9 protein-coding genes and 2 pseudogenes are annotated in these 12,282 nt (G+C 37.8%); 7 read left to right on the forward strand and 4 right to left on the reverse strand.

Annotated features, from left to right (window positions below):
• Positions 1 to 223 precede the first annotated feature (223 nt).
• The 3 genes from VB654_RS00125 to VB654_RS00135 all read right to left on the reverse strand — a co-directional run bounded on the left by VB654_RS00125 (position 224) and on the right by VB654_RS00135 (position 3,131).
• Positions 224 to 1,192 (reverse strand): HMA2 domain-containing protein, encoded by a 969-nt coding sequence (locus tag VB654_RS00125; protein ID WP_323211200.1) that lies wholly within the window; start codon positions 1,190 to 1,192, stop codon positions 224 to 226.
• Positions 1,193 to 1,323: 131 nt separating this feature from the next.
• A complete protein-coding gene (gene def / locus VB654_RS00130) occupies positions 1,324 to 1,857 on the reverse strand; it encodes a peptide deformylase (protein ID WP_323211201.1) in 534 nt (177 codons plus the stop codon).
• A gap of 2 nt (positions 1,858 to 1,859) precedes the next feature.
• Positions 1,860 to 3,131, reverse strand: a complete 1,272-nt coding sequence (locus tag VB654_RS00135; RefSeq protein WP_323211202.1) for an HhoA/HhoB/HtrA family serine endopeptidase — start codon at positions 3,129 to 3,131, stop codon at positions 1,860 to 1,862.
• 169 nt (positions 3,132 to 3,300) lie between these two features.
• On the opposite strand from VB654_RS00135, the gene dnaA reads away from it, so the two are divergent.
• From dnaA to VB654_RS00155, 4 genes and pseudogenes are all read left to right on the forward strand, one after another.
• Positions 3,301 to 4,677, forward strand: a complete 1,377-nt coding sequence (dnaA, locus tag VB654_RS00140) for a chromosomal replication initiator protein DnaA (RefSeq protein WP_323211204.1) — start codon at positions 3,301 to 3,303, stop codon at positions 4,675 to 4,677.
• 542 nt (positions 4,678 to 5,219) lie between these two features.
• Positions 5,220 to 5,813 (forward strand): annotated as a pseudogene (locus tag VB654_RS00145) (exopolysaccharide biosynthesis polyprenyl glycosylphosphotransferase); the annotation flags it as partial.
• Between the two features lie 161 nt (positions 5,814 to 5,974).
• Positions 5,975 to 7,048: a glycosyltransferase family 2 protein gene (locus tag VB654_RS00150; protein ID WP_416235646.1), complete on the forward strand. Its 1,074-nt coding sequence runs from the start codon at positions 5,975 to 5,977 to the stop codon at positions 7,046 to 7,048.
• Positions 7,023 to 7,349 carry a hypothetical protein gene (locus VB654_RS00155; protein WP_323211206.1) on the forward strand — a complete coding sequence of 109 codons (327 nt, stop codon included), beginning with the start codon at positions 7,023 to 7,025 and terminating at the stop codon, positions 7,347 to 7,349. Before VB654_RS00150 ends, VB654_RS00155 begins: the two co-directional genes overlap by 26 nt.
• 33 nt (positions 7,350 to 7,382) lie before the next feature.
• Here the strand turns inward: VB654_RS00155 and VB654_RS00160 are convergent.
• A pseudogene (locus VB654_RS00160) lies at positions 7,383 to 8,714 on the reverse strand (IS1380 family transposase); the annotation flags it as partial.
• Positions 8,715 to 8,846: 132 nt separating this feature from the next.
• Between VB654_RS00160 and VB654_RS00165 the strand changes: the two are divergent.
• From VB654_RS00165 to VB654_RS00175, 3 genes are all read left to right on the forward strand, one after another.
• Positions 8,847 to 10,733, forward strand: coding sequence for a GumC family protein (locus VB654_RS00165; RefSeq protein WP_323211208.1), 1,887 nt, complete (start codon positions 8,847 to 8,849; stop codon positions 10,731 to 10,733).
• 227 nt (positions 10,734 to 10,960) lie between these two features.
• Positions 10,961 to 11,731, forward strand: a complete 771-nt coding sequence (locus VB654_RS00170; protein ID WP_323211210.1) for a hypothetical protein — start codon at positions 10,961 to 10,963, stop codon at positions 11,729 to 11,731.
• 50 nt (positions 11,732 to 11,781) lie between these two features.
• On the forward strand, positions 11,782 to 12,282 hold a 501-nt coding region (locus VB654_RS00175), incomplete at its 3' end, for a PIG-L family deacetylase (RefSeq protein ID WP_323211212.1).

Consider the following 12,282-nt stretch of genomic DNA (forward strand, 5'->3'; position numbering starts at 1 on the left):
AGAGTTCTTCAGCCAGCCCTACTTACGAAACGCGAAAACCTGCTAAACCTTTGTTTTATCTCCCCTCCTCGCTTACGTGGGGTGACATGATTGTGGTAATCGTAACTAATTAAACGGACATGATATGAGAGGTTTTTTATTTGGAAGTTTCTTAATGGTGGAATTAGGTGACTGATTGCAGATTTGCTGTTTTATATACGTAAATGAAGTACGGTTATTTGAGCTATAATGAGAGCCTGGCCATGTAATCCAGAGAAAAATACATTCCTGGATATTTCATCTCAGCCCATAATTTTGATTCATTTGGCTGGATAATTTCAGCAGATTCACTAGACATTTTCACAGAATTTGCAGATGGGTGAGTTTCCCCAGCCAATTCTATTAAATTTACCCAATGAGTTACAGCTACTTTAGCAGGTTGATAGGCGATCGCAATGGATGCTGCATGATAATTGACTCGCACGTTCACCACTTGGGTATCTGCTTTCAATAACTTTTCTAGTCGTCGCCCATAGGCTTGATCTTCGGCGAGTCGCGGTAGATGAAACCTGATTCTTCCAGGTATGGCATGAACAACAGTATAAGTGAGGGTGGGAGTATGAGATAATGGCGTTTCCAGAGTAGAGCGATCGCTAATTGTTACAGATGGGGTAGTTTTTGCTAAATCAGACATCGAAAATTTTGGTTCTAGATAGTCAACTACCCGACGAGTTGCATTTGCAGTAATCATATACACTGGAATTGCTGCCAAACCACTGATTCCCAATCCTTCAGTTACCGCCAAACCTGTCACCAAGGGAATCAAAGAAACAGATTGTTCTTGCCAAAAATTACGAGATTTCCACGCCGCAAAAGCATCTACATTGCTAACTGGAATTTGTTGAATATCAAACTTTTGAAGTATGCCCAACATTTGCGTCATTGATAGTAAATTCTCATCAAATGTCACTACCAAACTACCTGTTTGCTGATTAACAAAAACTGCTCTCACACCTTGGTACTGGCGCAAATTTTGGGATATAGTCTCTAATTTTGGTTTAAAATTACCGTCAGTAGCGCGGATGCGGATGCGCCCATTTGTGGCATGAACAATTTGGAATATGTCAGCAGAAAACTGCATTTGTGGCTGTGCAACTTCTGGGCTGATATTTTCATTCATATCATGACTTGGAAGCTCAGAAGAAATGATCATCTGCGGATTCCACCCACAACTACTGATACTTATACTCATTTAGTCAAGATACACTAAGACTAAGGTTAACAATAGGTTAAATATAACCATAGGCTTCAGTGTCCAGTCTCTTCCTTGAGAGATATCTTGATTTATCTCTTATTTATGATGGTTTCTTGATATTCAACCTCACTAATCAAATCAAAAGAATTCTCAACCCGATCTACAAACAGCACACCATTGAGATGGTCATACTCGTGTTGAAAAATCCGAGCCACAAAATCAGTTAACTTTTGTTTTTGTAATTTGCCGTTACGGTCAGTATATGCAATATCAATTGTTTGATATCTTGGCACTAAACCTCTAATACCAGGAACACTTAAACAACCTTCCCAACCTTTGACAATTTCAGGAGAATGGGCAATGATTCTGGGATTGAGCATAGCAGTAGGCTGCATAACTGGAGCGTTGGGATACCTCAGATTCGGACGAGAAGCCACAATAAATAAACGATAGGATGCAGCTATTTGAGGCGCAGCAATTCCCACACCATTAGCCTGAGCAACTGTTAGCATCAAGTCGTCAATTAACTTTTGAATGTGTTCATCTGGAATATTCTCCACCCAAGCTGCTGTTTGGCGCAATATAGGATTGCCCAATTGCATAATTGGCATTAATTCAGGCATAATTAGCTTTGTATTTCGGCTGGTAAAGGTGCAGGACTAACTGCTACTGATATAACTTGTCCATTGCGCTCCACTTGTATTTGTAAAGGAATACCAATTTGGCTAGTTGCTACCAGTTTTTGAACTTCTTCGATTTTAGTCACAGGTTGGTTATTAATACTTTGAATCAGATCACCCAATCTGAGTCCAGCCAAAGACGCTGGCGATCGCGGTACAATACTCACCAATAAAACACCCTGATCTGCTGTAATATTTAAGCGATCGCCTGAATCTCTATTGATGGTAGCTTTAATTTCTGGTGTCAAAGTTACCATTTGAATACCTAAGTAGGGATGATCGACCCTACCTTTAGTGATCAATTCCTGAGAAATTCTTTGTACAGTATTAATGGGAATGGCAAATCCTAACCCTTGAGCGCCGCGAATAATTGCTGTATTCATCCCAATTACCTGACCACGGGAATTGAGTAATGGCCCACCAGAATTACCAGGGTTAATAGCTGCATCCGTTTGAATATAGTCAACCCGCTTATCACTCGCCCCAATATCACTACTAGAACGCCCCGTAGCGCTGAGTATGCCAGAGGTAACGGTATTATTCAATCCTAAAGGATTACCAATGGCAATTACCGCTTCTCCTGGTTGCAAGGTATCCGAGTCGCCTATGGGTAAAATTGGCAGATTATTAGCCTCAATTTCGATTAAAGCCACATCTGTTACCGGATCTTCACCCAGCACTCTCCCATCAAAAGTCCTACCATCCTTGAGGGTAACAATTACAGAATCAGCACCGTCTACAACATGGGCATTAGTCAAAATTTGACCAGAGGAAGTAATAATGAATCCAGAGCCGCTACCCTGCTGTACTCGCTCTCTAGGCTGTGATAGCCCTGGATTACCAAACCGCCGCAAAAATGGGTCAGTGGGAAAACGACGAGACTGCACTACTCTAGACGCATCAATGCGAACTACTGCATCTCCCACCTGTTGTACAACTGCGACAACAAAGTTAGGATCTGTACCAGATGAGGAAGTAAAGGCTGGAGTAGTCAGAGCCGGACTATGATCATTGGTATTTTGAGTCGTAACCTGAGACTGAGGATTATTTGTTTGACTCTCAAAGATTCTCCCCGGTAGAAACGAGCAACCGCTAAGGGATACCACTGCTACCCCATTCAATAGCATCAACTTGATCATATTGCTTGATTCTCTCCTGTGGAGAAACCCCCAGGGGTCAATATCTGGGACTTGCAAGTTATGCTTTGTTTTTTTCATGTGCCTTTGCTTCTCCGTGCTATTCAGTGGTGGTAGGATATTGCCTACTGGTATGTCCTTAGAATGATTACAACTCAAAACCTGGTCTCAGGTCTAAAACTTAATCAATACTAAATTAGTACCTTCTGATATCTTCTATTGTGACTATTAGTAGCAAAGGTGGTAAATAATGGAAATTCCCGTTGACAGTTTGTGGGGTCAGGTGCTTAAGCGTCTACAGTTAGAATTATCCCGTCCCACCTTTGAAACTTGGATAAAAACTGCTCACGCTGAACGCTTAGAAAATAATTGCTTGATCATAATTACTCCTAACCCTTTTGCTCGTAATTGGTTACAAAAATATTACATCAACACCATTGCAAATGTAGTGCAAGATATTGTGGGTCATCCCGTAGAAATCTACATTACAGTTGTGCAGGGTGATCAAGTTAGTAATTTGGGTGAATCGGAAGTTACTTGGGATGTACCTAGCCAAAGCATGACCACTGAAAGCGTGCCTCAAAAAAAGCAACCCACAACAAACTTAAATTCTAAATATGTATTTTCGCGATTTGTAGTTGGTGCTAACAATCGCATGGCTCACGCCGCTTCTTTGGCTGTTGCAGAATCGCCAGGGAGAGAGTTTAATCCCTTATTTTTATGCGGTGGTGTTGGTTTAGGAAAAACCCATCTGATGCAAGCTATTGGTCATTATCGCTGGGAAATTTGCCCAGATTCTAAAATATTTTATGTATCCACCGAGCAATTTACTAATGATTTAATTACAGCTATCCGTAATGATAGTATGCAAACTTTCCGCGAGCATTATCGGGCTGCTGATGTGTTGTTAGTAGATGATATTCAGTTTATTGAGGGTAAGGAATATACACAAGAAGAATTTTTTCATACTTTTAATACCTTACATGAAGCTGGCAAGCAAGTTGTGATCGCTTCTGACCGTCCACCTAACCACATTCCTCAGTTACAAGAACGTCTATGTTCCCGGTTTTCTATGGGTTTAATTGCTGATGTGCAAACTCCAGATTTAGAAACTAGGATGGCAATTCTCCAAAAAAAGGCTGAATATGAAAATATTCGCCTCCCCAGGGATGTAATTGAATATATTGCTTCTAACTATACGAACAATATTCGTGAGTTGGAAGGAGCTTTAATTCGGGCGCTGGCTTATATTTCTATTTGGGGTTTAGCCATGACAGTGGAAAATATCACACCAGTTTTAGAAAGACAAAGCGAGAAAGTAGCAACTACTCCAGATGTGATTTTATCGGTTATTGGTGATACTTTTGCTATATCAATTGAAGACCTAAAAAGTAACTCCCGGCGACGAGAAATTAGTTGGGCGCGGCAAATTGGAATGTATCTGATGCGTCAACACACTGATTTGAGTTTGCCAAGAATTGGTGAAGAATTTGGTGGTAAAGACCATACAACGGTGATTTATAGTTGTGATAAAATTGCCCAACTCCTCCAAAGCGATCGCGGTTTAGCACAAACCCTACATCAATTGAGCGATCGCATCAATATGAATAGTAAACAACAGCACTAAAAACCAAAACGCGCACAGAATTAATTATCTGATTTTAAAGCTGTTTAGACCCAAAAAATCGCCAAATCACAGCTTTATCTCCCCTCTTAGCTTCCGGTATGGGCGGTATTAAATTGCGGTAATTGTAACTAATTAACCAGACTTGATATTAGTCACTTGATTATTGCCAAGGTTTTGAGAATTGGAGTATCTGAGCCTTTTGATATTTGCATATATCGGCTCCATCTAGCTGATAACGGTAGAAGGTGGAATTATATATTTTTTTATGCCTAAATTTCATATCAGGATGTTTTTGTAAAATTTATGCCAAATTGTCCTGACCTAGCAATAAAAAGGTGATAAAAACTTAATTATCGGATCAAATAAATAATAATAAATAACACATCCTAGAAGTCTTCTTGTGCAACCATTAATTATTTTTGTAGATTTTCCTGGAGATTTTGACAGGTATGAATCTTTTATTTGGCATTATTCATGTAAGGTTCAAAAAGAATATCAATAGCTTATCTATTCATCTATTTAAATGGTGGTTACAATTACTAATCAAAAAGGGCTTTGATTTTTTTGCTACCGTTTTATTGTTATTGTTATTCTTTCCTATTTATATAGCGATCGCTATAGCTATTAAACTTGATTCCCCTGGAAGCATATTCTTCAAACAAACACGTGTAGGATTACGGGGAAAACCATTTAAAATATGGAAATTCCGTACCATGCGGGCTGATTCTGAGAAATTACAAAAAGAATTAGAGGCTTTCAATGAAACTAAAGATGGTATTCTCTTTAAAATAAAAGATGACCCTCGTGTGACCCGTGTTGGTAAATTCCTCCGTCGTTATAGCCTAGATGAATTACCACAACTTTTCAATGTATTGCTGGGAGAAATGAGCCTAGTGGGTCCTCGTCCTCTACCAATTAGAGATGTAGATAGGTTTTTAGAACATCATTTTATCCGCCATGAAGTAATACCTGGTATTACAGGTCTTTGGCAAGTTTCTGGACGTTCTAAAATTGTAGATTTTGAAAAAGTTATTAACTTGGATATTAACTACATTGAAAATTGGTCATTGCGATTAGATTTTGAAATATTGCTCAAAACAATTCAAGTAGTTTTGACTAAAGACGGTGCCTACTAATAATTTTTAGTATTGCATTGGATAGCAATAGCAGGAATTTGGAGGTTTAAAATGTTTAATAGATGCAGGTTTATTGAGATTATGAAAAACGAGTAATGATTAATAATAAATGTAAATACTCAATTCCCCAAAGAAAATTCTATCATCCCTACTATCTGCCCATGAAATTAGTTTCTGTGATTATCCCGGTTTACAAAGCTGAAAAATATATTGCTCACACTATAAAATCGGTTCTAAAACAAACATATCCCAACTTTGAACTGCTAATTATTGATGATGATTCTCCTGATAAAAGCATAGAAATTTGTCAAGAATTTACAGACTCTAGAATTAAAATTATTCGTCAAGAAAATCGAGGGCCAGCAGCAGCTAGAAATACAGGAATTCGCCAAGCGCAAGGGCAATATATTGCTTTTCTTGATGCTGATGATATCTGGAAACCCACAAAATTAGAAAAGCACGTTAATCATTTAGATAATTTCCCAGATGTGGGAGTTAGTTATAGTTATGTGGCTTTCATTAATGCAGAAGGAAAATCACTAGGTCTTTATCAACTACCTAAAACACAAAACATTACCCCTCAGCATATACTTTTGCGTGACCCTATTGGTAGTGGCTCCAATTTAGTTGCTCGTCGAGAAGTATTTGAAGTCATTAAATTTCAAGACAATCTTTACGGTACTGTAGAAGACTTTTATTTTGATGAAGAACGGCATTTGCAATACACAGAAGATACTGAATGTTGGTTACGGATTGCGATCAAGTCTAAACTAACGTTTGCGGGAATACCTGAAGTTTTAATGCAGTATCGGATGCACTCAGAAGGAGGTTCACACCAGTTTTTCAAGAAAGCAGAAGCATGGGAAAGACTATTGAAAAAAGTGCAAACTTATGCTCCAGACCTGATAATGCAATGGGAAAGAGCCGCGAAAGCCTATCAGCTAACAGCCATAGCTCGCAGAGCCGTGAATCAAGGAGCCGGATCAGTAGCGGTAGAACTCAACCATCACGCCTTAGCTGCCTACTGGCGCATTCTTCTAGAAGAACCACGCCGCACCCTATTAACCCTGGTTGCGGCCTACTTACTGTTTCTGCTACCACAACCTATATATAGACAATTGCAAACATGGGCTTTTGCGATCGCCTCTGTCATCCAAAAACGCCAACTTTTAGTTGCTAAATCGACGATTCCGGTTCTCAGAGGAGAAAATGAAAAAAGCTATAGTATTGGCTGAACAAGCCTTCACAATTGTTTCCTTATTACTTTATTCAAAGGGATTGCTATACGTAATTATTTCGGGAGGTTTTAGTGAAGGAGACGGGTTAGAACAAGCATCTGATTACCGCCTAATTCCAATTTTTTTCTTAGTAAATTATGTATTAACAATATTTCTCTTGATTACAAGATGGAAAAAGGTAATTTATGTCTTTGGTAAGGATTGGTTTACTTGGATATTAGTAGGGCTTGCCGTAATTTCTAGCCTTTGGTCTTTTAGCCCGACATTGACTCTAACTCACAGTAATCAATGCTCCTAATTTCAATAATTTAGTACGGATAGTTCCAACTTAAGCATTTTGTAATTCGGTTTTAATCAAACATTGGCTTCGTAACGCATTCATTAAAACGTAACCGATAGAAGAGAACCACAAACGTAATTGATTCCCAGCAAATGTATGGGTACTAGTTCTATCGCTAAAAAGCTCCAGTTGTTGTTCCTTAAAGCGATTCTCCATCTCACCTCTAGGACAATACTTTTGGGTATAAAGTTTGCCGGGAGCTATTTTATTTGCAGGAATTGATGTGACAACAAAACGAATATTGCTTCCCTTGGTTCCATACTCAACTTTAGCAACAACACGACGACTACGACTCCATGATTCACGAGTTTGATAATCCAGAGTTCGATACCAAATTGAACTATCAATTAGATGTGATGCGGAAGTCTGAAGTTCAATATCTGGAACAAATAGAGTTTCTAAAAATTAAACAACTGTGGACAGTTTTTCCTCAAACTCTTGCTTGGCTTTGTTTTGACTCGCCGTAACCATCTTAATTAAACGACTGTTTTGTGGCAATCCAAATACGTAGTTAACTTGGGTTTGTGCTTCACACCAGTCCATAATATCGTTTCGTGAATAAGCACTATCTCCACGCACTAAAATTTCTACATTACTCCATTGTCTTCGTATTTGTTTAATTACGCGCTGTAATTCTGTTAATGCCCCTGATCCTGGATCTACATTGGAAGGTCGTAGTTTAGCAGCTAATAAATGTTTACCACAAAAAATATAAAGTGGAGCATAGCAATATCCTCCATAATAAGTATTGAAAAAAACCTGTTCTTGATTGCCATGTACTAAATCATCAGTTACATCCAAATCTAAAATTATTTCTCGTGGTGGTGATGAGTAAGACTCTAAAAATATATCTACAAATAAACTTTCAATTGCGGCTTCGGAATGCCCAATTCTATGATATCTACTTTCTCCGCCTTGTTCTACATTTTCTGGACAATGCTCTAGACGATTTAATGTACTTTTACCTGCTAATATAACTGGTTGATTTTTTTGACCTATTCTTTTTCTTAGCGCTAAAGCAAACATTGGGTCATGACGTAATTCTTCATGATCGTTTAAGTCCTCATATCCCATTATTAAGCCATATATCCGTTGTGCAACCAAGCTTTCTACTGAATGTAAACTGCGATTCTGCTCTCGGTAATCTTGGAAACATTGAGCCAATCTTGATGTGATTTGCAGTTTTCGATCTATATCCGCAATTAAGCTTAATCCGGCATCAGATGTTACTAAACCACCCTGGAAATTTACTACTACTGGCGGTAATTTTTCTTGTTCAAAGGTGAACTGTTTTGGTATACAATCTGTTATGACTGGGGTCATGCTTTTTAACTGCTGAAATGCTTTGTATATATACATTTTCGCAGTTTTTGACCCCTTTTTTTGATTTCTTTGTGAGAAATCCGGGTGATCACTTCCCATCCTTTGTTGCAAAGGACAATAGACATACTCCAATTGAAAAACCACAAAGGTGAACCGCTAGAAGTTGAGGAATTAGCCAAAAAATTGGATCTGAACATTATTGGCGGCACAGATGTATTGCAGATTACTTATAAAAGTAGTAATCCTGAAGAAGCAGCAGTCGTAGTTAATAGCGTTATGAATGTTTATTTAGAAAATGACATTCTGACAAATCGCACTGATGCAGAAGCAACTCGGCAATTTATGGCTAGGCAACTTCCTCAAACTCAAGCAGCTGTACGCAATGCTGAAGTAGCACTCAGCAGATTTAAGCAGGAAAATAACATTGTAGACCTCACAGAAGAGGCGAGGTCAGCTGTGACAATTATTGCGGGTTTAGACACAGAAATTAACACCTTTCAAGCTGCACTCAATGAGGCTACAGCTCAAAGCAATGAACTACGTAAAAAAGTCGGTCTCGATTCCCCGCAAGCGATCGCCATGAGTAGCTTGAGTCAATCGCCTGCTGTACAGGGAGTTCTGACACAATACCAAGAGATGGAAAGACAGTTAGCAACAGAGCGTAGTCGGTTCTCAGAAGAACATCCTACAATCCTTGACCAAGAAACAAGAAAAAACAACTTAAAAACCCTGCTACAACAGCAAATTAACCAAATGCTGAATGAACACACCACAGTTCCCCCAAGTCTATTGCAAATTGGCGAACTAAAACAAGGGCTAATTGCTGATTTTGTGCGCTCAGAAGTGCAGCGCATGGGATTAACTCAAAGGCTAACTTCTCTATCTAACTCCCGTGCTGCTTATGAACAGCGTGCAAAAAATATACCTCAATTAGAAAAAACTCAGCGTGAGTTACAACGAACACTAGATATTACTCAATCTACATATCAAAATTTACTGAGGAAAATTCAAGAACTACAGGTAGCTGAAAATAAAAACACAGCAAATGCTCGGATAATTGCTCAGGCTATAGTTCCAGAAAAACTAGTCTTAAAGAATAAAATTATTGTAGTTGCACACAGCGTCATTTTTGGTGCTTTCTTATCAACTACAACTGTTCTAGTTGTAGAAATTAAAGACAAATCTCTCAAAACGGTACAGGAGATTAGACAAGTATTTGGATATACCTTGTTGGGAATAATCCCTACTTCTCCAGTATCTCACAACGCCATGAGTTTGTATCCCCACAATACAGAATCAATAACTCCGACTATTGCTGTCAGAGATAGGCCTTATTCTTTGACCAGTGAAATGTATCGAATGCTGCAAGCAAATTTGAAATTCTTAAGTTCAGATAAACAATTAAAAACTATAGTTGTCACTAGCTCTGTTCCCAAAGAAGGTAAGTCTTCAGTTTCGGCTAATTTGGCCTTAGCAATATCGCAATTAGGACGTAAAGTTTTACTAATTGATGCAGATATGCGAGTACCTTCTCAGCAGAAAATTTGGGAACTTAGCAATACAGCTGGTTTGAGTGATGTACTGGTGGGTCAGTCTCAATTCAACGAAACCGTATATCGGGTAACGCATTATTTGGATGTCCTGACGGCTGGAATTAGACCACCAAATCCTCTAGCATTACTTGACTCTGAATGTATGGCATTACTCATTCAGTATTTTTCTGAACACTATGATATTGTAATTATTGATTCTCCTCCTTTACTCCTGGCTGCTGATGCTCTGACTTTAAGTCAAATGTCTGATGGAATTTTGCTAGTAGCTAGTCCTGGAGTTATTGATAACAGTAGTGCTGATACTGTTCAAGAAATGTTAGAAAGATGTGGTTACAATGTTTTAGGTTTAGTCATTAATGGGCTAATTGATAAAAATGAACTTAGCAGACATTTTTATCATGCCAACGAATATTTTAGTACGGAAAATATACCACAGGAAGTCAGGAAAAATTTACAAATTCGTTAATTAATTTGTGATTATTCATTTATTTTGTTTCACCTATATACACATACATCTTTATTTATTCAATGTAGAAGGACACGTTCGCGTAGCGTCTCCCTTTGGGAGAATTCAAGAGGGTTTCAGAGAGTTCTTGCGTAAGTCCTGTTTTGATCCCTTATTGAGCATAGTAGCTTATCTTAGTGCCAATTCGACATGATGTTATGTATATCAACAAATTGAGGTAATAAAATATGATCATAGTCAAAAAAAAATTAATATTTTCTATTGGTGAGGTCTGGTTTGATGAAGAACCAGATAAACTTTCTAATTTAGATGTGCTTTATTATTGGCATCGATCACAACCAATGCAACATACTCAGTTTCAAGAAGTCTACACTAGACTAATAGACCTCACTAAAAGCCATGATGAATTGTGGGAAAGTCTTAGTAGCAATGATAGATATAAGATTAGGCGAGCAGAGAAAAAGGATGGTATCATTTATGAATATTGGGAAGATATAAGTGCTAAAATACTTAATGAATTTGCTGATTTTTATGATGTATTTGCCATCCAGAAAGGATTACCAATAATCAATAGATTAAAATTAAATAATCTTGCCAATGCAGGTGTGTTTGATCTTTCTCGCATCAAGTTAGAAGATGATAACTCTTTAGTTTGGCACGCTCATTATCGTAATAAGAATCGCAGTTTTCTTTTGAATTCCGCATCAATCAAAAATAAAAAAGATACTTCTTTTCAATCACTGTTAGGTAGAGCCAATCGCTACCATCATTGGCAAGATATTTTAAGATTTAAAAAATCAGGAATACCCATTTATGATTTTGGAGGATGGTATATAGGAAATAAAGATGAAGAAAAACTCCGAATCAATGAATTTAAGCAAAAATTTGGAGGAGAAATTGTTAATAACTTTAACTGTATTCGTGGAATTACTATCAAGGGTAAGCTATATTTAGCTTTACAAAATATGTATAAAAAATCAATCACTCAGCCTAATTAGCATTATTTTGCAATTAATTACACCATATTTATCAATATGAGGTACAGGATATGAATAATCCCAAAAATGTCAGTAAATTAAGATACTTTTTGGGGATTATGCTGCGATTTCTTAATACTAGTATCCTATATTATTGGATTTTGCATTTTAGAAGTCAGCCATTAGTAGTAAGTCATAAATCTGCAATAATTTTTGCACCTCATCAAGATGATGAAACTTTAGGGTGTGGTGGTTTAATCGCCCTCAAACGGTCACTAGAAGTGCCTGTAGAGGTGGTTTTTATGACTGATGGCAGACATGGTATTTCTAACGGGATTACATCCGAAAAAATCATAGATATTCGCCAACAAGAAGCTGTAAATGCCCTAAATATGCTAGGTGTTACATATCAGCACATTCACTTTCTTAATCAAATAGATGGCTCGTTACAAAATCTGCCTGATCATCAACATCGACAGATAATTGATCAGTTAGTTCAACTGTTACAGTCCTTTAAACCAGGTGAGATTTACGTACCCCACAGAAAGGATGTTCATAATGATCATGAAGCT

This window comes from Nodularia sp. UHCC 0506 (assembly GCF_034931045.1).
GTDB lineage: Bacteria > Cyanobacteriota > Cyanobacteriia > Cyanobacteriales > Nostocaceae > Nodularia.

Coding starts and splice junctions, on each gene's coding strand:
- VB654_RS00150 (WP_416235646.1), top strand. CDS start 5,975: ATGAAATTAGTTTCTGTGATTATCCCGGTTTACAAAGCTGAAAAATAT.
- VB654_RS00170 (WP_323211210.1), top strand. CDS start 10,961: ATGATCATAGTCAAAAAAAAATTAATATTTTCTATTGGTGAGGTCTGG.
- dnaA (WP_323211204.1), top strand. CDS start 3,301: ATGGAAATTCCCGTTGACAGTTTGTGGGGTCAGGTGCTTAAGCGTCTA.
- def (WP_323211201.1), bottom strand. CDS start 1,857: ATGCCTGAATTAATGCCAATTATGCAATTGGGCAATCCTATATTGCGC.
- VB654_RS00155 (WP_323211206.1), top strand. CDS start 7,023: ATGAAAAAAGCTATAGTATTGGCTGAACAAGCCTTCACAATTGTTTCC.
- VB654_RS00125 (WP_323211200.1), bottom strand. CDS start 1,192: ATGATCATTTCTTCTGAGCTTCCAAGTCATGATATGAATGAAAATATC.
- VB654_RS00135 (WP_323211202.1), bottom strand. CDS start 3,131: ATGAAAAAAACAAAGCATAACTTGCAAGTCCCAGATATTGACCCCTGG.